The sequence below is a fragment of the Arthrobacter sp. TMN-50 genome (assembly GCF_054511125.1).
In genome coordinates this window covers 24,602-44,202 of sequence record NZ_JBTNDG010000015.1, presented here as the reverse complement: position 1 = coordinate 44,202, position 19,601 = coordinate 24,602, and the positions used below count along the sequence as shown (strand labels likewise).

Sequence of the window (19,601 nt, the reverse complement as noted above, 5' to 3'; positions counted from 1 at the left end):
CGTGAGGTGGGGTCGCCGGAACCAGTCAGATCCGTTGCCCAGCCTCGGGGACACCCGAGCCCGTTACCGCCGCATCCTCCGCTTTGCCGCCTGGCATCTGGCGGCAACCTGGTGGTTTGAGGTGTTCCTTCCGCGCATCCGGCTGGGCAGGATTGCCGAACGAACCCGGACGCGGCGAATGCTGCGTTTCGCGCAGCGCTTCCGGGTTCTCGCTGTTGACCTTGGCGGCCTGATGATCAAAGTCGGACAGTTCCTCTCATCGCGACTGGATGTGCTCCCCCCGGAAATCACTGCCGAGCTGGAAGGGCTGCAGGATGAAGTGCCCGCGGTCCCCTTCCCCTACATCCGTGCCCTCGCCGAGGCCGAACTGGGAGCGCCGCTCGACCAGGTGTTCGCGTCAGTTGATGAGACACCAATTGCCGCAGCATCCTTCGGCCAGGCGCACAGGGCGAGGCTTCGTCCCGGCGACTCCTCCGATACCGGGCTCGACAACGTGGTGCTCAAGGTGCAGCGTCCCGGCATCGGCACCATTGTCGACGTCGATCTTGCAGCACTGCGGAAAGTTGGCGGTTGGCTCAGCCACGTCCGCCTGGTGTCCTCTCGCGCTGACATGCCGGCACTGGTCGAGGAATTCGCGCAGATCAGCCTTGAGGAAATCGACTATTTGCATGAAGCAGCGAATCTCGAACGGTTCGCTGCCGATTTCGTCCACGATGACAGGGTTGCCGTGCCCGACGTCGTTTGGGAGCGAAGCACTCGCCGCGTCCTCACGCTCCAGGACGTCACCGCGATCAAGATTACCGATACCCCGGCACTTTTGGCTGCCGGCATTGATCCGGCGCAGGTTGCCCCGGTGTTTGCGGCGGTCATGTTTGACCAGCTGTTTACCAACGGCTTCTTTCATGCTGATCCGCACCCAGGTAATATCTTCGTCACTCCTACCCGCGGTTCGATCCCCAATTTGCCCAATGGGAAGACCGCACCCCATCCGTGGAAGCTGACGTTCATCGACTTCGGCATGATGGGTGAGGTTCCTCCCAGTACCCGTAACGGTCTGCGTAAGCTCCTGATCGCTGCCGCCTCGCGTGACGGTAGGGGCCTGGTCACAGCAATCAGTGATGTGGGAGTGCTAGTTCCATCAGCTGATACTGCCGAACTCGAACGGGCAATGACTCAACTGTTCGCTCGATTCGGCGGCATGGGATTCGCAGAGCTCCGTGAGGTGGATCCACGGGAATTCATCGATTTCGCCGTTGAGTTCGGCGACCTGGTTCGTGCGCTGCCGTTCCAGTTGCCGGAAAACTTTCTTCTCATTATCCGTGCAATGTCCCTAACCTCGGGGGTGGCCAGCTCCTTGGACGCCCATTTCAATCTTTGGGATTCGGTCGAGCCCTATGCCGCCCAACTACTTCGGGACGAACGAGGCAACATAGTGCAGGACGTTGCCCAGCAGGCACTTGAAGCTGCTGGAGTGGCCCTGCGCCTGCCGCAACGCATCAATGGCCTTGTTAGCCGTATCGAAGAAGGCTCACTGTCGGTGGCCACCCCGCGTCTCGAACTCCGTCTGGCACGCCTCGACCGCGCAGCGCAACGGGCGGCGTCGGCGCTGATCTTCGGTGCACTACTCGTCGCTGGCGCAGTGGTCCGAGCTGACGACACGGTGCTCGGGACCGTGCTGATGACAATCTCATCAGTTCCGCTGTTGCATGGGCTCTGGGCAGGACGACGCGGGCTCTGACGGGCAGCCCGTAGCACCGGTGGTCCGAACCGGACTGAGCGAGTACCACCCAATGAAAAATGGGCCCCCACCGTGTGGTGGGGGCCCATCTGTCTGAGTTGATTCCATTAGACCTGGTTAGTGGGCGTGATCTCCGCGGCTGTACTCGAACACCCAACCGACGAGTGCTATCACGACCATGCCGAGACTGATGTAGAGGATCCAAAAGCCTGCAGCCAGGCCGAGGAACCCGGTCGCGGCCGACAGACCGAGCAACAAGGGCCACCAACTCCAGGGACTGAAGTGGCCCTGCTCGCCTGAACCCTCGTGGATCTCGGCGTCCAGCCTATCCTCGGGACGCATTCCGACCCTACGGCCGGTGAACCCCAGGTAGAACGCGATCATCGCTGCAAGTCCACCGACGAGTAGGATGCCGAGGAATCCGACATATTCGTTCCAGCCGGTGAGGTAGCCGTAAACCACGGCCACGACGACGAAGAAAGGTACTCCCCATAAGAAAAGTCCGGTTTCAACCTTCATGTGCTAGGCGTCCTTCCGGTCGGCCGCACCAAGGGCCTGGCCAACGGCCGAGCTTGGTGTGTGCTGCTGCTGCAGCTCGGGGTGGTGGAGATCCAGGGCGGGACGCTCTGACCGGATCCTGGGCAGGGAGGTGAAGTTGTGGCGCGGTGGTGGGCACGACGTGGCCCATTCCAGCGATGCTCCGAACCCCCAAGGGTCATCGACTTCGACCTTCTTGCCGCTGCGCCAGGTGATGTAGACGTTCCAGAAGAACGGGATCAACGAGGCGCCAAGAATGAAGGAGGCGATCGTGGAGAACTGGTTCATCGCTGTGAACCCATCCTCCGGCAGATAGTCCGCGTACCGGCGGGGCATGCCGATGACACCGAGCCAGTGCTGGATCAGGAAGGTACCGTGGAAGCCGACGAAAAGCATCCAGAAGTGGATTTTCCCCAGCCGTTCATTGAGCATCTTGCCGGTGAACTTCGGCCACCAGAAGTAGAACCCGGCGAACATGGCGAAGACCACAGTCCCGAAGACAACGTAGTGGAAGTGCGCGACCACGAAGTAGGTATCGGAGACGTGGAAGTCCAGGGGCGGCGAGGCCAGAATGATTCCGGTGAGTCCACCGAAGAGGAAGGTTACAAGGAAGCCGAGGCTCCAAAGCATTGGCGTCTCGAACGTGAGTGAGCCACGCCACATGGTCCCTATCCAGTTGAAGAACTTCACGCCCGTCGGTACCGCGATGAGCATGGTCATGAAGGCAAAGAACGGCAGGAGGACGGCGCCGGTAACGTACATGTGGTGGGCCCAAACCGTCACGGAAAGCGCAGCAATAGAGATGGTTGCGTAGACCAGACCCTTGTAGCCGAAGATCGGTTTGCGACTGAAGACCGGGAAGATCTCCGAGACGATGCCAAAGAACGGCAGCGCAATGATGTAGACCTCGGGGTGACCGAAGAACCAGAACAGGTGCTGCCAGAGGATCGCTCCACCGTTCTCCGGGTCAAAGATGTGGGCCCCAAACCGTCTGTCGGCGCCCAGTGCGAAGAGCGCTGCGGCCAGCGGTGGGAAGGCCATCAGCACGAGGATCGCGGTGACGAGGGTGTTCCAGGTGAAGATGGGCATCCGCCACATGGTCATGCCCGGAGCGCGCATGCAGATGATCGTGGTGATGAAGTTGACCGCCCCCAGGATCGTTCCGAAACCGGACAACGCCAGGCCAAAGACCCAGAGATCACCACCGAGTCCCGGAGAGAAGGTGGTGTTCGAGAGCGGGGCATAGGCGAACCAGCCGAACGACGCCGCTCCTTGGGGGGTGATGAAGCCTGACACGGCGATGGTGCTGCCGAAGAGGAAAAACCAGAAGGCCAGCGCGTTCAGCCGCGGGAAGGCGACGTCGGGGGCACCGATCTGGAGGGGCATGATCACGTTGGCGAAACCCGCGAAAAGCGGCGTGGCGAACATCAGCAGCATCACTGTGCCATGCATGGTGAAGAGCTGATTGTATTGTTCCTTGGTCTGCAGGATTTGCATGCCCGGTTCGAACAATTCCGCTCGGATGACCAGCGCCATTACACCTGCGAAGCAGAAGAAGACGAAGGAGGCGATCAGGTACATGTACCCGATCGTCTTGTGATCGGTGGAGGTGATCCAACTGACCACCACCCGGCCTTTCGACCGCGGCACTACCCGAGGGGCGACAAGGGTGCCGGTATCCTCAGCCGTATATTCGTAAGTGGACATCAGCCGTTACTCCCCGCTGGTTCTAGTTCTTCGTCCGGGGCAGGATTGCGATCGTATTCTTCCCCGAGTTGGCCATCTTCAAGGGTGGCCATGTGCGCATCAAACTCCTCCTGCGAAACGACAGCCACGTTGAACAGCATCTCCGAGTGGTACTCCCCGCACAGTTCAGCGCATTTACCGTCGAAGGTGCCTTCGCGCGTGGGAGTGAGGGTGATGTAGTTGGTGCGGCCAGGAACCATGTCGCGCTTCTGCAGGAACGCCGGCACCCAGAAGGAATGAATTACGTCGCGGGCGTTGAGCTGCAGCTCAACCGTCTGGTTGACCGGCAGGTAGAGCGTGGGAAGGGTTTCCGGAACGCCCTCCTCGCCGGTCAGATTGGCCTGCACCCCACTGAAGTATTTGTCTTCATTCACGTAGTTGAAGTCCCACGACCACTGTTTGCCGCGGACATCGACCACCACGTCGGGGTCGTCGACGCGGGCGTCGATTGCCTGCTGGTCCCGGTCGGTGAAGTAGAAAAACACCAGCACCATGAACAAGGGGATGGTCAAGTAGAACACTTCAAGAGGAAGGTTGTAGCTGACCTGGCGGGGGAACCCAGTTTCATGCCGACGACGGCGGTAGGCAACGATGCACCAGATGATGAGCCCCCAGGTGATGACGCCCACTATCAGTGCAGCGATCCAGGAGTTCACCCACAGATCGATGATCCGACCGGTGTTGCTGGTGTTGTCGCGCTCAGCGGGCAACCAACCCCTTTGGACTTCAGATGAACAGCCCGACAAAAACAGCGCGCCCACCAGCATGAGGCTGGAGATCTTAGCGATCCTTGCGCGCCGGGTGCCGGTTCGGTCCTGCGAACTCACAGACGGCCCTTCCTTTTCTTACGTGTCTACCACCGCTGGCGGCATAACCCCGTGTGCGCAAAAAGCACACATTTAGTTTTACTACTTACTGTAGAGCTTACCTGTAACAGTCACCATTGAATGACGCCGTGGCGGCCTGCCGCCGGACTTTTCGCAGGTTATTTCCGGTGGATGGTTAGGCAGCACGCCCGTGTTAGTGGAACGAGTCGCCACACGCGCAGGAGCCGCCAGCATTGGGGTTGTCGATGGTGAACCCCTGCTTCGAAATGGTGTCTTCGAAGTCGATGGATGCGCCCGCAAGGTATGGAACGCTCATGCGGTCCACGATGACCTCGACGCCGTCGAAGTCCCGGACGGCGTCGCCGTCGAGGGTTCGCTCGTCGAAATACAGCTGGTAGATCAGGCCGGAGCAGCCGCCGGGCTGCACAGCAACGCGGAGCCGAAGGTCGGTCCGGCCTTCCTGTTCCAATAGGCTGCGCACCTTGTCGGCGGCAACATCGGAGAGCTGCACCTCGTGCGCGGCCAAAGCGGCCTCGGTCGTGTCGCTGGTGGTTTCACTGGTGGAAGTACTCATGACTAGTTTCTCCTCGCTGTGGACACGTGTCGCGGAGTTGTGTCCTGCTCAATGGTACGTCGGCAGTCCCCGTCGGGACCAACCCTACTGATCCCTCGTCCTGCGGACGGTCGCTTCCGGCCGGTGGCGGAACCTCAGAGGCCCTCGGCGTTGATCCGGGAGAGCATCAGTGCCTCGGCGAGGACAGCCTTCTGAAATTCGGCCAGATGGAGTGATTCGTTGGCGCTGTGTGCACGTGAGTCGGGATCTTCGACGCCGGTGATCAGGATCTGCGCCGCCGGGTACACCTCGGTGAGGTCGGCGATGAACGGAATTGAACCTCCCATCCCGGCTTCCACCGCCGGGACTCCCCAGGCTTCCTCGAGTGCCCACAGTGCGGTTTGGGCAGCCGACGCCGCGGTGTCGGCTGCAAAGGCACTGCCGGTTTCCCCTGCGGTGAAGCTCACTGTGGCGCCGAAAGGTGCGTTTCGTTCGACATGATCCTTCACCGCAGCCATGGCCGACGCCGGATCCTGGCCCGGCGCAAGGCGCAGGCTGAATTTAGCGCGTGCCCGCGGCAGCAGGGTATTTGATGACAGCGCGACGGTGGGTGCGTCCAGCCCGATGATGGACAGGGCCGGTTTGGTCCAGAGCCGCGACGCGACCGAACCGGTACCGGCGAGCCGCACGCTGGCGAGCACTGACGCGTCGGCACGGTAGTCAGCTTCCGGATAGTCGACGGTCGCGTCGTCACCGCCGGCCAGCCCAGCAATGGCGACGTCGCCGGCGTCGTCGTGAAAGGTCGCGATGAGCCGGGACAGCAGGGTAGGCGCGTCAAGTACCGGTCCCCCGAACATGCCTGAATGCACCGCATGCTCAAGAACCTGCACCTCGACGGTCCCATCGACCAGCCCACGCAGACTTGTGGTCAAAGCTGGGACGCCGACCTTCCAGTTACTGGAATCTGCCACCACAATGACGTCCGCCTGCAACAGGTCGCGGTGCGTGTCGAGGAAGGTCCTGAACGTTGGTGACCCCGCCTCCTCCTCCCCTTCGATGAACAAGGTCACGCCGACGCCGAAGTCCTCCCCCAACACCTGGTCCAGCGCGCGAAGGGCACCAAGGTGGGCCAGAATCCCGGCTTTGTCATCGGCCGCTCCCCTGCCGTACAACCGGCCGTGGCGTTCGACGGCGGTGAAGGGCTCGCTTTCCCACAGGGCGGGATCTCCCGGCGGCTGGACATCGTGGTGGGCATAAAGCAGCACCGTCGGCTTGCCGGGCGCAGCGGGGCGGCGCGCGACGACGGCCGGGCCTCCCGGTACACCGTCGGTGCTGACCCGCAGCACCTGGACATCGCTGATGTCCGCAGCACGGATGAGTTCGGCGACAGCTGCGGCACTACGATCCAACTCGGCCGGATCGAAGGCCGCCCAGGCAATACCGGGAATTGCCACCAGGTCCACGAGCTGCGCGACTGTTTGCTCGAAGCCGGCCGCGACAGCGGCGCGAAGGTCCTGTGCCGAGAAGTCTGTACTGGACGAAAGTCGTTGCTGAGTCATGCAGTCGACCTTACACAGTGACCCCGACCCAGTGACCCCGACCCAGTGACCCCGACCCAGTGACCCGACCCAGTGACCCGACCCAGTGACCTGGACCTGGTGGCCGGGAATACGGGCCCGGTGCGGCGGGTATCCTTGAAGGGTGTTTGGACGTAAAAAAGAGGCCCCAGAGGCCCCCATGGACCAGTTACCCGTAGAGCGCTCAGTAGGTAAGGGAGCCCCGACGCCGCGCCGTAGCTCGCAGGTGGCTGCCAGGAAGCGCCCGTTGGTCCCCGATGACCGGAAGGCGGCCAAGGCAGCCGGCCGGGACGCGCAGCGGGTTGAGCGGCTCAAGACACGTCAGGCCCTCGACACCGGTGACGAACGGTACCTGCCCCTGCGCGACAAGGGCCCGAACCGTCGCTATGTCAGGGACTTTGTTGACGCCCGCTGGAACCTCGGCGAGTTTCTGATGGTTGCGGCGCTGATTTTTGTCCTGCTGAGCTTTGTGCCCAGCATGCAGGTGCAGGCCATCGCGCTGAACGCCTTCTGGATCGGCATCATTGCCGTCGTCGTCGACTGCTTCCTGCTCCGCAGGAGCCTTAGGAAACGGTTGACCGCCAAGTTCGGCGACCCGGGCCGCGGCGATCTTTGGTATGGGATCACCCGCGGACTACAGCTCCGCCGTTTGCGGCTGCCTAAAGCGCTCGTCAAACGCGGCCAGTACCCCGCCTAAATGCTTTTCAAGAAACGCCCCCGACTGCTACAGTCGGGGGCGTTTTGTTGTCTTCGGCGTCCCTGGCGTCCGGCGTCCCGGGGGGTGCTGGCGCCCGGCGTCACTGTCGGGCGGCGAGCAGCTCTTCGAGGCGGCGGTTGATCTGGCGGGCCCAGAACGGTCCCTCGTAGAGGAACGCGGTGTATCCCTGGACCAGGGTGGCACCGGCGTCAAGACGTTCCAACACGTCCTCGGCGGTTTCAACGCCGCCCACCGACACGATGGCCAACCCGTCGCCAGCGGCCGCGCGCAGGCGGCGGAGCACTTCGAGTGAACGCTGCTTCAGCGGGGCTCCACTGAGCCCACCGACACCGCACTTCATCACCGTTGCGTTGTCGGTGACCAGATTGGAGCGCGTGATAGTAGTGTTCGTGGCGATGACCCCGTCCAGGCCAAGGTCGACGGCCAGGGCAGCGACGTCGTCAAGGTCCTGGTCCTCAAGGTCGGGCGCAATTTTGACCAGGAGCGGCACGGGCCGGCCAGCGCGTTCATCAGCTGTCCGGCGGACGGCCGTGAGGAGCGGCCGCAGCGATTCGACGTTCTGGAGGAGCCGAAGCCCCGGTGTGTTGGGCGAGCTGACGTTGACCACCAGGTAATCGGCGGCGGGGGCGAGCTCCCGGGTACTGACCAAGTAGTCCTCGATGGCGTCGCGCAAGTTGACTGACTTCGTCTTGCCGATGTTGACGCCGATGATGGGTCGGTTAGCGACGTACCGCCGTTCCAGCCTGGTACGGGCCGCCCGTAGGCGCGGCGCAACTGCTGCAGCACCATCGTTGTTGAAGCCCATCCGGTTGATCACCGCGCGGTCGGCGATCAACCGGAACAGGCGCGGTGTCGGGTTGCCGGGCTGCGCCTGACCCGTGATGGTGCCCACCTCGACGTGGCCGAAACCAAGGCTGGTCAGGGCGGTGATCCCGTGCCCTTCCTTGTCGAAACCGGCGGCAAGGCCAAATGGCGATGGGAAGGTCATCCCCAGCGCGCTGGTCTGCAACCCCGGGTGCGGTTTGGTGAGGAGCCGCAGGACCAACCCCACCGGCGTGCGCTCCGCGACGCGAATCAGCCGGAACCCCACCCGATGAGCCTTTTCGGCATCCAGGCGGGCAAAGACCAGTCGGAAAATGGCAGGGTAGATTCGCATGGTCTAAAACTCCCACGCGGGAGCAGTCAACAACAACTTGTGGACGCAGCGGCCGGTTATCGTGCGGGCTGGTCCGCTGCGATAGCGGTTACAGTTTTCGGATGGGCTTGATCTGGAAACCGGACTACCTCGGCGACGGGTTCACGTGCGCCGAGCTCGATCTCGGCTCCGATGATGAGGGCCCGTGCGTCGCCACCCTGGTGTCGTACGCCCCACCAGCGCCGACCGCTCCCCCGCACCCCACGCCGCCGCATCCCACACTTCGTCTCCCGATCTCCGCGCGCCTGACCAGCTGGTGGTCGTCGCTCCGGAGACGCCCGACGCCGGACCCCGCCGACGGTGCCAAGCCCGCCGTTGAGCCTTCCACCAGCCCACAGAGCGTCACCGCGGTCCTGTATCTGCATGGCTGGAGCGACTACTTCATGCACCGTGGGCTGGCCAAATTCTGCGCCGAGCGCGGTGTCGCGTTCTACGCCCTTGACCTGAGAAAGTACGGGCGGAGCCTGCGCAGTTGGCAGACCCCCGGGTACGTTGCGGGCCTGACCGAGTACGACGACGATATTGACCGCGCGCTGTCGGCAATCACCGCCCATCTGGCTGAGCAGCAGGGAACCCCAGTCCGGGCGAGCGTCCATCTGATGGCGCACTCCACCGGCGCGCTGGTCGGTTCCCTCTGGGTGAACCGAAATCCTGGCCGGGTCTCCAGCCTGATCCTTAACAGTCCGTGGCTGGATGTGCAGGGCAGCGCCATCCTCCGCGGTGCCACCCAGGGCCTTCTGGACCCCATCACCCGCTTCAGGCCGAAGTCGCGGTTAAAGCTGCCTGAATTTGGCTTCTACTGGCGGAGCATCAGCAACGCCGCCGACGGGGAATGGAACCTGCATCCCCAGTGGCGGCCCGAATTCGGGTTTCCTATCAGGGCCGGGTGGGTGGCGGCAGTCTTGGCGGGTCACGCCCAAGTACGGAAGGGGCTGGACATCGCGGTTCCGGTGCTGGTGCTGGCCTCGGCGCGGTCGTCGGTGAGCCCTGTCTGGAATGACGCGATGCTGACCTCGGACAGCGTCCTTGATGTCACCCTGATGACCCAACGTGCCCTGCAGTTGGGGTCAACGGTCACCGTCTGCCGGTTCGAGGACGCCCTGCACGACGTCCTGCTGTCCCGGGAGCCGGTTCGTCGCGCCGTGTATCGGGCACTTGATGCGTGGCTGAGCTGTCCTCAGCCTGCCCGCCTGAGCCAGCCGGCTTGAACTGGCTCGCCTGAGCTGGCCCGACTAGACAGCCCGGTTGATTCAGCCCGGGGCTTCAGCCCGGGGCCGACGCCGACTGGTCCACTGCACCGCCGTATCGGCGGTCCCGCCCGGCGTATTCACCGATGGCTCGCCACAGGACCCGCCGGTCGACGTCGGGCCACAGGACATCCATGAACACCATTTCGGCGTAGGCGGACTGCCACAGCATGAAGTTGGACAGCCGCTGTTCGCCCGACGTTCTTAGGAACAGGTCAACGTCGGGAAGATCGGGCTCGTCGAGATACTTTTGCACGGTTTTCTCTGACACGGCCGAGGCCCGCAGCCTACCCGCTTCCACCTGCTCGGCGATGGCCCGTGCTGCGTCGGCGATTTCAGCGCGACCCCCATAGTTCACGCACATGGTGAGGGTGCACCTGGTGTTACCCAGGGTTTGCTGCTCGGCCACCTCGAGTTCCTTGATCACCGATCCCCACAGGCGTGGCCGGCGGCCCGACCAGCGGATCCTGACCCCCCAGGCGTCCAACTGGTCCCGTTGCCGGCGCAGGACGTCCCTGCTGAACCCCATCAGGAAACGTACCTCGTCGGGTGACCGTTTCCAGTTCTCAGTGGAGAAGGCGTAGACGGAGACGTGGGTGACCCCGATCTCGATGGCGCCAGCCATCACGTCGAGCAGCGCCGCTTCGCCTGCCCGATGACCTTCCGTCCGTGGCAGCCCTCGCTGGTTGGCCCACCGCCCGTTGCCGTCCATCACAATCGCCACATGTCTGGGCACGAACTGCGCCGGAATGGCGGGTGCCGTGTCACCGCTGGGGTGCGGCCACGGCTTCGTGGGGGTAGCCGGTCGATCCTGGTTCACTGACGCTCCACTAATTTGAGGGACTTCACGACACGCTCAAGATGCCACTGCAGGTAGCTTGCCACCAGGCCTGCCGCTTCCCTGCGGGACTGCGGACCTGACGCGTCAGCCGTCTCCCAGTTACCCGACAACAGGGCGGCCAGTAGCGCCATCGATTCGGCCGACGGCGACGCCGCCCCGGGGGGACGGCAGACCGAGCAGACGCCGCCGCCCAGGGGAGCGGAAAACGCGGTATGCGGCCCAGGTTTGCCGCAGCGGGCGCAGTCGGTGAAACTCGGCGCCCACCCGGCGGTGGCCAGGGCACGCAGCAGGTAGGAATCGAGGATCAGCTCCGGGGCGTGCAGCCCCCTACTGAGGGCGGACAGGGCCCCGACGATCAGATTGTACTGCGCCCCGGAGGACTCGCCGTCAGCATCAGTCAGCCGTTCGGCAGTCTCGGCGATCGCTGCGGCAGCCGTATAGCGGCCGTAGTCGGCGGCTATCCCGTGGCCGTAGGCACCCCTGGTCTGGGCCTGGGTGACCACGTCAAGGCTTCGCCCAGCCACCAGCTGCAGGTCGACGGTCATATACGGTTCCAGCCGCGAGCCGAACTTGCTGCTGGTGCGCCGCACGCCCTTGGCAACGGCTCTAATCTGCCCGTGGTCCCGGGTGAGGAAGACGATAATCCGGTCAGCTTCGCCCAGCTTATGGGTGCGCAGCACTACGCCCTCGGCGCGGTAGGTGCGGGAAGCAAAAGACGAAGACACTCTCCTATTTTCGCACCACTTCCGCCGGGTGGGCGCATCCGGCGGTGCCGCCCACCCGCCGGACGCCCCAGCAACACGCCGTCCCCCGGCTGCTAGCTGGACTGCTGCTGGTCCCTGATGGCCCGGTTGACTGCCGAAATCACTGCCTTCAGTGCGGCCATCGTGGTGTTCGAGTCAATCCCTACTCCCCACAGGACGCGCTCGCCGATGGTGCATTCAACGTAGGCCGCCGCCCGGGCATTACCGCCAGCCGACAGCGCATGCTCGGTGTAGTCGAGCACCCTGACGTCCACGCCGTCCTCACCGAGGATGGCCAGCAGGGCGGCGATCGGGCCGTTGGCCTGGGAAGAGCGGCGCTGCTGCACGCCGTCGACCAGCAGGGAGGCTGTCAGCTTGAAGGAATCGTCCTCAGCTGTCGCAGTGTTGACGCTCGTGAGCGCGTAGTGACCCCAGGTTCCCGCCCCACCGGACCGGCTGGGGAGGTACTCGTCCTGGAACACCTTCCACAGTTCGGCGCCGCTGATCTCGCCGCCGACAGTGTCGGTCCGACGCTGGATGACCCCCGAGAATTCGATCTGCGCCCGCCGGGGTAGGTCGAGGCTGTGCTCATTCTTGAGCAGGTATGCCACCCCGCCCTTGCCGGACTGCGAGTTCACCCGAATCACTGCCTCATAGCTGCGCCCAATGTCCTTAGGGTCGATGGGCAGGTAGGGCACTGCCCAAGGGATCTCCTCGACGGTCTTGCCGGCATCGGCGGCGTCGGACTCCATCCGTTCGAAGCCCTTTTTGATGGCGTCCTGGTGGGAGCCGGAGAAGGCCGTGAACACCAGGTCGCCACCGTAGGGTGAGCGCTCCGGGACGGGGAGCTGGTTGCAGTACTCGGCGGTCCGTCGAATGTGGTCAATATCGGAGAAGTCGATCTCCGGATCGATGCCCTGTCCGTACAGGTTCATGCCCAGAGTGACCAGGTCGACGTTGCCGGTGCGCTCACCGTTGCCGAAAAGGCACCCTTCGATTCGGTCGGCGCCGGCCAGGTAGCCGAGTTCCGCCGCCGCCACGCCGGTACCCCTGTCGTTGTGCGGGTGAAGGGACAGGATGATGTTTTCGCGGTTGTCCAGGTTCCGGCACATCCATTCGATGGAGTCGGCGTAGACATTGGGGGTGGCCATCTCCACAGTCGCGGGCAGGTTCAGGATCATCTGGCGGTCGGGGCCGGCCTCCAGCACGGCGGCGACGTCGTTGCTGATCCGGGCGGCGAACTCCAGTTCGGTGCCGGTGAACGACTCGGGTGAGTATTCGTAGGTGATGTCGGTGTTGCGGAGGGTCTCCTCGAACTTGCGGCAGAGCCGCGCGCCCGTCAGCGCAATGTCGACGATGCCGTCCATGTCCTGGTTGAAGACCACCCGGCGCTGGAGGACTGACGTCGAGTTGTAAAGGTGCACGATGGCCCGGTCGGCGCCCTCGATGGACTGGTAGGTCCGCTCGATCAGGTGTTCCCTGGCCTGGGTAAGCACCTGGATGGTGACGTCGTCGGGAATCCGGTCCGTCTCGATCAGCTGGCGGACAAAGTCAAAGTCGGTCTGCGACGCGGAGGGAAACCCCACCTCGATTTCCTTGTAGCCCATCTGCACCAGCAGATCAAACATTTTGTGCTTACGCTCGGGACTCATGGGGTCGATCAGCGCCTGGTTGCCGTCCCTGAGGTCGACTGCACACCAGCGCGGAGCCTTCGTGATGACCTTGTCCGGCCAGGTTCGGTCCGGCAGCTGGACGGTGATCTGGTCCTGGAAGGGGCTGTATTTGTGGAATGGCATTCCGGAGGTTTTTTGTGCGTTGCGCATGAGGGTTTGGCCTGTTCTTTGGAAGTTCTTGGGGCAGATTCTTCACGACTGGGCCGGGGCATTACTGACTCCGCAGCGGGGAGTCGGCCTTGACTAGGAAGTCGTTCTGGCCCCGCCGCGGCAGCTAAGAAGGAGCAGTTCTGCGCGCACAGATCCACCCTAGCATGGAGCATAGGATGGGCTTCGGAACGACTTCATTCCTAGCGGTTAGGACCACACATGGCTTCGGCAGGCACGACCAACGCGACCACCACCAGTCCACGCGTGCAGGACGACCTGTTCCGCCACATCAATGGAAGCTGGTTGAATGCCACGGACATTCGATCCGATCGACCGCTAGAAGGGGCGTTCACCGAACTGCGTGACGCCGCCGAGCTGGCCGTCCGCCACATCATCGAGGACGCCGTGGCCACGCCGGACGCCTCCGGCGACACCTCCCGCATCAAGGCACTCTTTACCTCGTTCATGGATGAAGAACGTATCGAGCGGCTTGCCGCCGAACCCGTGCTCCCCCTCCTCCGCCGGATCGCTGCGGTACGGTCGTCTACCGAGCTGGTCGCGCTGGACGCCGACCTGTCCCGGACTGGAAGCGCCGGCCTGGCGCTACCCTATGTCACCAACGATGCCGGCAACCCGGACCGGTACCTGATGCACCTTTACCAATCGGGACTGGGCATGCCCGATGAGTCGTATTACCGGGAGGACAAGTTCGCGCAGTCCCGGGATGAATACCTCAAACTCCTCGTTGCCCTACTCACGGAGGCGGGAGAATCGGACGCCGAACAGCGGGCCCAGGCAGTCCTTGGCCTCGAGACGCAGCTTGCCTCGTCACACATGGATGCGGTGACCCGGCGGGACCCGCAGGCCACCTACAATTTGCTGTCCCTCAGCACGCTGACCGAGCTCGCGCCGTTTAGCCGGGACTGGCTGGAGCGGTTGACCCGGAGCAACCCAAAGATTGAGGAGCTGGTGGTCAGCCAACCGGAGTACCTGGCAGCCGTGGACCGCCTGCTGGTTACCGAAGACCTGGGTGTGTGGAAGAGCTGGCTGGCCACACGGGTGCTGCTGCACGCCGCCGGTTACCTCAGCAAGCCGTTCGTCGACGCTGCCTTTGGGTTCTACGGCACCCATCTGAGCGGGACGCCTCAGATCAGGGACCGCTGGAAGCGGTCGGTGGCACTGGTGGAAGGGGCGGTCGGTGAAGCCGTTGGGCGCGAGTACGTGGCCCGCCATTTTCCGCCGACCCACAAGGCGGTCATGCTCGACCTCGTCGAGAATCTGCTGGCCGCCTATCGGAGCAGCATCGGCTCCCTTGACTGGATGACCGACGAGACCAAATCGCGGGCGCTCGCGAAGCTCGACCGGTTCCACACCAAAATCGGATTTCCCGCCTCGTGGATTGACTATTCGACGCTGGACATTGTCGACGGCGACACCTACGGCAACGTGCAGCGGGCCACAGCGTTCGAACTTGACCGCCAACTCGCGAAGCTCGGAGGTCCGATCGACCGCGGCAACTGGCTGATGACCCCCCAGACAGTCAACGCGTATTATCTGCCCACCATGAATGAAATCGTGTTCCCCGCTGCCATCCTGCAGCCGCCGTTCTTCGACGTCGACGCGGACCCGGCAGTGAACTATGGGGCGATCGGAGCGGTAATCGGTCATGAAATCGGTCATGGTTTCGATGACAAGGGCTCCCAGTTCGATGGCAGCGGACGGCTGGCCAATTGGTGGACCGACGAGGACCGCGCCGCGTTCGATGCGTTGACCCAACAGCTGGTGGACCAGTATGACCGGCTGTCGCCAGCCGAAGCGCAGGGACATGCGGTGAACGGTCGGCTGACCCTGGGCGAGAACATTGGTGACCTGGGTGGTCTGACTATCAGTTACCGGGCGTACCTCCTGAGCCTCGAAGGCAAGGAGCCGCCGGTGATTGGAGGTCTGACCGGCGCCCAGCGCTTCTTCTCTTCGTGGGCCCGGTGCTGGCGCCAGAAAATCCGCGCTGAGGAAGCACTTCGCCGCCTCACGGTCGACCCGCACTCCCCCAACGAGTTCCGCTGCAATCAGGTGGTGCGGAATCTCGACCAGTTCCACGACGCCTTCTCCGTCACCGACGGCGACGCCCTGTGGTTGGAATCAGCCCAGCGGGTCAGGATCTGGTAGCCGCTAGGATCCGAAGGACGACTGGCAGGTCACCTGGTCTGCCGTCTGGCCGGACAGCTCGGGGGGCAGCCCCTCGGTCGAAATAGTGCTACCCGAGGTAAAGTCCCCGCCGACGCTCAACGCCAGACCGACTGTGGCCGGGCTGGCCAGCACCTGCACTTCGGACAGGCCAAACAGCTCGGCTACCACTGCTCCGATCGCTTCATAACCCGAGCCCACGAACAGCTGGGTCGCCGGGATTTCCGCGTCCTCGGAGACGACTGCCTGCGTGTACCCCTCGTCCAGAAGGATTTCCTGGATTTCCTCACCGCGGTCCGGTTCACCCGACGAATCGATCACGGTGAACGGGACGCCCGCAGGATCGAAGTCCAGTGCGGCATCGGATGGCTCCGCGTCCGGGCCCTCCGACGCGTCCGGTGAGCCTGACGCGTCACTGGACGTGGACGGCTCCGGGGTCGGTTCGTCGACGACACTCCGGTCCTCGACGAGGGTCGCGAAAAGTTCCTCAGCACGTTCCTCGTCTGGGATCAGCCGGTTAGGGTCCGGCTCGTACGGCAGGACAGGCACTGTCACAAAAGCAACCTTGGCGAGGTCGACGTCCTTGAGCCGGTCTGCCAGCCGGAGCAGATCGGGAATCTGGCTCAGACCATCATCGACCGTGAGGTTTTTGGTAACCGTCTCGGCGATGGCGTACATGCGGGGGAGATTCGTGAGTGTGCCCTCCCCCTGTATTTTTCGCGCCATCGACGCCATGAAGGACTGCTGGGCGCGGATCCGGCCTTCGTCCCCGCCGTCGCCGAACGCATGCCTGGTCCTGAGAAACGCCAGTGCCTGCTCGCCCTCCACCTCTGAGGTACCGGCCGGGAGGCTCAGACCCGAGTAGCTGTCCTCGATTGCCTCATTGACGCACACTTCGACGCCCCCGAGCGTCGCTGAGAGTTCCTTGACCGCGTTGAAGTCGGCCATCATGAAGTGATCGATTTTCAGGCCGGTGAGTTTGTTGATGGCCGCCACGGTGCAGCCCGGCCCGCCGTTGCCGAGTGCCCCGTTAAGCATGGCGAGGTTTTGCGATGGGCTGAGCGTCCCAGTCTCAGGATCGAGGCACGCCGGGAGCGGCACCAAAAGGTCACGGGGAAAACTGACCATGGTCACGTTCTCTCGATCGGCAGACAGGTGCATGAGCATCATCACGTCAGAATTGCCGGTCTCGGTAGTGAACTCCGCGCCGCCATACGCGGCGTTATCGGCACCGGTCCGGGTGTCGGTACCCAGGATCAGAATCTGTACCGGGTCTCTGTCAATGTTGGCTGCGGCGTCGTCACCCCGATCCGTTGAAAGGTTCAGCGGCTGAGTCGCCACGTTGCCTTGGAGCCGAAGCAGCTGCACTGACGCGAACCCGATGCCCGCCACCAGGACGGTTGCCAAAGCCGCGGCGATGATCTTCAGTGCCCGCTGCGAAGCCTGACGGCCCAGATGTCTTCCGCCCGGGGATGCCACCTGCCCCCCGGCGTTGTGGCCGGCGTCAGCGGGTCGATGACTCATGCGTTGCAGCCCTTTCGAAATATTCGGTCGGTGGTACCTGGCATGGGAGCCAGTAGAGCAGACTGATCCCAGCCACTACAGACAACGTCTGCTGCGACCGGGGAGTGCCCGATCAGAACCCGAGGCGCACCAACTGCTTCGGATCGCGCTGCCAGTCCTTGGCAATCTTGACGTGCAGGTCGAGATAGATCCTGGTGCCGAGCAGCGCTTCAATGCTTTTGCGGGCGTTGGTGCCTACCTCCCGCAGCCGGGCACCGCCCTTGCCGATAATGATGGCCTTCTGGGAGGAGCGTTCAACGAACAGGTTGACCCGGACGTCGAGGAGCTGATTGTCAGCGCTCCGGCCCTCGCGCGGAACGATCTCGTCGACCACCACCGCCAGCGAGTGCGGCATCTCATCGCGAACCCCCTCAAGGGCTGCCTCCCGCACCAGTTCCGCCACCATCACGGCTGCCGGCTCGTCGGTCAGAGCCCCGCCCGGGTACAAAGGCGGGGACTCGGGCATATGGGAAATGAACACGTCGCCCACCGTTTCCACCTGGAATCCGTCAGCCGCCGACACGGGAACGACGTCGGCCCACCCTTCGGCGCCCAGCACTTCCTCGCCAAGGGCGACGACGGCCATCAGTTGGCGCGTCAGTGCAGCGCGGTCAACGAGGTCGGTTTTGGTCACGACCGCGATCAGGGGTTTCCGCTGCAACCGGGAAAGCTGCTGGGAGATGAACCTGTCGCCCGGGCCAATCGGTTCATTGGCGGGGATACAGAAACCAATCGCGTCAACCTCGGCAAGGGTGTCAGCGACGAGGTCGTTCAGGCGCTGGCCCAGCAGGGTGCGCGGGCGGTGCAGACCCGGAGTGTCAACGAGGATCAGCTGGGCGTCCTCCCTGTGCACAATGCCACGGATGGTGTGGCGGGTGGTCTGGGGTTTGGAAGAGGTGATAGCCACCTTTTGACCCACCAGGGCATTGGTTAGCGTCGACTTCCCGGCGTTGGGACGTCCGACCAGCGAAACAAAGCCGGCCCGGTGATGGTGTTCGCTCATGATGTTCCGCCGTGTCCTTGAAGTTGTGCGGGATTCCGGTCCCGGCCGTCGTCGTCAGGCGCTGGCTCCCGTTTCCACACAATAATGTGCGAAACCCGGTTACGGCGACCCTCGACACGTTCGGCGCGGAGGCCGATGCTGCCGACTGTTACTTCGCTACCCACGATGGGCACCCGGCCCAGAGTCTTGGCGAGCAGCCCACCGACGGTGTCCACCTCGTCGTCCTCCAGGTCGACGTGGAACACTTCGCCCAGGTCGTCGATACCCATCCGCGAACTGATCCGGTATTCCCCGTTGCCCAACTGTTCCAGTTCGGGTACCTCGGAGTCGTATTCGTCCACGATCTCGCCCACGATCTCCTCGATCAGGTCCTCCAGGGTCACTAGCCCGGCAGTTCCACCATATTCGTCAATGACAATCGCAACGTGGGTTGACTCCCTCTGAAGCTCCTGCAAAAATTCGCTGACCGGTTTCGATTCGGGAACGTAGCGCACTACCCGGCAGACGCCGTCGACCGGGTCCGCATCGCGGCCGTCGGGGCCGTGCAGTTGGGCCACCACATCCTTGAGGTAGAGGATGCCGACAATTTCGTCGGCGCTGTCGCCGATCACCGGGATCCGTGAATACCCCGAACGGAGGAACAACGACATCGCCTGTTTGAGTGTGGAGCCGGAGTCGATGGAGACCATGTCGGTGCGGGGCACCATCACGGCCCGCACCTTCGTGTCGCCGAGTTCGAACACCGAGTGGATCAGTTCGGCCTCGCTGTCCTCGATCATTTCGGCGTCGTTGGCGCGTGATAACAGTTCGCGGAACTCTTCCTCAGTGAAGAACGCTGCCTCTGCGCGGGCCGCACCCGGGGTGATCGCGCTTCCCAGGGCCACCAGCCACCGCGGCACCGGACCGAGGATCCCGCAGAGGAACCTGACCAGCCCGGCCGTCGCTGGCACCACCCTGCTGGCGTGGGTCCGGCCCAGCTGACGGGGTGACACGCCCACCAGCACAAACCCGACGGCGGCCATGGTGGCGGTAGCAAGGAGACCCGCAATCCACACATTGTCGAGGACGTCGTGGAAGAGGATCGCCACGGCCGCGGCGGCTGCCATCTCAAACCAGACGCGCCAGAACCGGAGCGCGTGCATGTGGGCGATCGGGGACGCGAGGATGGCCTCCAGCGCCTTGCCCGATGAGCCCTGAATCAGCTCCTCGCCCTCCTGACGGGGCAGATAGCTGAAGGCGGCCTCAGCCGCGGTCACTAAGGCTGCGACCAGCACAAAGGCCAGCGCCATCATCGCAAGGACCCAAA

16 protein-coding genes are annotated in these 19,601 nt (G+C 63.6%); 4 read left to right on the top strand and 12 right to left on the bottom strand.

Going from position 1 to position 19,601, the window contains the following annotated elements:
- The first annotated feature begins 1 nt into the window (after position 1).
- Complete coding sequence (locus tag ACX80A_RS13650) at positions 2-1,738, top strand: ABC1 kinase family protein (RefSeq protein WP_459260299.1); 1,737 nt, start codon at positions 2-4, stop codon at positions 1,736-1,738.
- 117 nt (positions 1,739-1,855) lie between these two features.
- On the opposite strand, the gene ACX80A_RS13645 is transcribed toward ACX80A_RS13650, so the two are convergent.
- From ACX80A_RS13645 to ACX80A_RS13625, 5 genes are all read right to left on the bottom strand, one after another.
- Positions 1,856-2,257 carry a cytochrome c oxidase subunit 4 gene (locus tag ACX80A_RS13645; protein WP_459260298.1) on the bottom strand — a complete coding sequence of 134 codons (402 nt, stop codon included), beginning with the start codon at positions 2,255-2,257 and terminating at the stop codon, positions 1,856-1,858.
- Positions 2,258-2,260: 3 nt separating this feature from the next.
- Positions 2,261-3,982, bottom strand: a complete 1,722-nt coding sequence (gene ctaD / locus ACX80A_RS13640) for an aa3-type cytochrome oxidase subunit I (protein WP_459260297.1) — start codon at positions 3,980-3,982, stop codon at positions 2,261-2,263.
- Positions 3,982-4,848 carry an aa3-type cytochrome oxidase subunit II gene (gene ctaC, locus ACX80A_RS13635; RefSeq protein WP_459260296.1) on the bottom strand — a complete coding sequence of 289 codons (867 nt, stop codon included), beginning with the start codon at positions 4,846-4,848 and terminating at the stop codon, positions 3,982-3,984. The genes ctaD and ctaC overlap by 1 nt, the downstream gene beginning before the upstream one ends.
- A gap of 193 nt (positions 4,849-5,041) precedes the next feature.
- Positions 5,042-5,422: a HesB/IscA family protein gene (locus ACX80A_RS13630; RefSeq protein ID WP_459260295.1), complete on the bottom strand. Its 381-nt coding sequence runs from the start codon at positions 5,420-5,422 to the stop codon at positions 5,042-5,044.
- A gap of 134 nt (positions 5,423-5,556) precedes the next feature.
- Complete coding sequence (locus ACX80A_RS13625) at positions 5,557-6,960, bottom strand: M20/M25/M40 family metallo-hydrolase (RefSeq protein ID WP_459260294.1); 1,404 nt, start codon at positions 6,958-6,960, stop codon at positions 5,557-5,559.
- Positions 6,961-7,102: 142 nt separating this feature from the next.
- Between ACX80A_RS13625 and ACX80A_RS13620 the strand changes: the two genes are divergently transcribed.
- Positions 7,103-7,675, top strand: a complete 573-nt coding sequence (locus tag ACX80A_RS13620; RefSeq protein WP_459260293.1) for a DUF3043 domain-containing protein — start codon at positions 7,103-7,105, stop codon at positions 7,673-7,675.
- A gap of 100 nt (positions 7,676-7,775) precedes the next feature.
- Here the strand turns inward: ACX80A_RS13620 and ACX80A_RS13615 are convergent, their stop codons facing one another.
- Positions 7,776-8,852: a quinone-dependent dihydroorotate dehydrogenase gene (locus tag ACX80A_RS13615; RefSeq protein WP_459260292.1), complete on the bottom strand. Its 1,077-nt coding sequence runs from the start codon at positions 8,850-8,852 to the stop codon at positions 7,776-7,778.
- A 101-nt stretch (positions 8,853-8,953) separates the two neighbouring features.
- Between ACX80A_RS13615 and ACX80A_RS13610 the strand changes: the two genes are divergently transcribed.
- Positions 8,954-10,099: an alpha/beta hydrolase gene (locus ACX80A_RS13610; protein ID WP_459260291.1), complete on the top strand. Its 1,146-nt coding sequence runs from the start codon at positions 8,954-8,956 to the stop codon at positions 10,097-10,099.
- A gap of 55 nt (positions 10,100-10,154) precedes the next feature.
- Here ACX80A_RS13610 and ACX80A_RS13605 read toward each other — a convergent pair whose 3' ends face one another.
- The 3 genes from ACX80A_RS13605 to leuA form a co-directional block, all read right to left on the bottom strand.
- On the bottom strand, positions 10,155-10,958 hold the full coding sequence (locus ACX80A_RS13605; RefSeq protein ID WP_459260290.1) for an isoprenyl transferase: 804 nt from the start codon (positions 10,956-10,958) through the stop codon (positions 10,155-10,157).
- Entirely contained in the window at positions 10,955-11,704 is a 750-nt protein-coding gene (gene recO, locus ACX80A_RS13600; protein ID WP_459260289.1) for a DNA repair protein RecO, read from the bottom strand. Before recO ends, ACX80A_RS13605 begins: the two co-directional genes overlap by 4 nt.
- A 92-nt stretch (positions 11,705-11,796) precedes the next feature.
- Positions 11,797-13,545: a 2-isopropylmalate synthase gene (gene leuA, locus ACX80A_RS13595; RefSeq protein ID WP_459260288.1), complete on the bottom strand. Its 1,749-nt coding sequence runs from the start codon at positions 13,543-13,545 to the stop codon at positions 11,797-11,799.
- Positions 13,546-13,764: 219 nt separating this feature from the next.
- Here leuA and ACX80A_RS13590 point away from each other — a divergent pair, with 219 nt between their 5' ends.
- Entirely contained in the window at positions 13,765-15,711 is a 1,947-nt protein-coding gene (locus ACX80A_RS13590; protein WP_459260287.1) for a M13 family metallopeptidase, read from the top strand.
- A 3-nt stretch (positions 15,712-15,714) separates the two neighbouring features.
- On the opposite strand, the gene ACX80A_RS13585 is transcribed toward ACX80A_RS13590, so the two are convergent.
- From ACX80A_RS13585 to ACX80A_RS13575, 3 genes are all read right to left on the bottom strand, one after another.
- Positions 15,715-17,253 carry an LCP family protein gene (locus ACX80A_RS13585; protein WP_459260286.1) on the bottom strand — a complete coding sequence of 513 codons (1,539 nt, stop codon included), beginning with the start codon at positions 17,251-17,253 and terminating at the stop codon, positions 15,715-15,717.
- A 112-nt stretch (positions 17,254-17,365) separates the two neighbouring features.
- Positions 17,366-18,295 carry a GTPase Era gene (era, locus tag ACX80A_RS13580; RefSeq protein WP_459260285.1) on the bottom strand — a complete coding sequence of 310 codons (930 nt, stop codon included), beginning with the start codon at positions 18,293-18,295 and terminating at the stop codon, positions 17,366-17,368.
- Entirely contained in the window at positions 18,292-19,587 is a 1,296-nt protein-coding gene (locus ACX80A_RS13575) for a hemolysin family protein (protein WP_459260315.1), read from the bottom strand. The genes era and ACX80A_RS13575 overlap by 4 nt, the downstream gene beginning before the upstream one ends.
- Between the last annotated feature and the right edge of the window lie 14 nt (positions 19,588-19,601).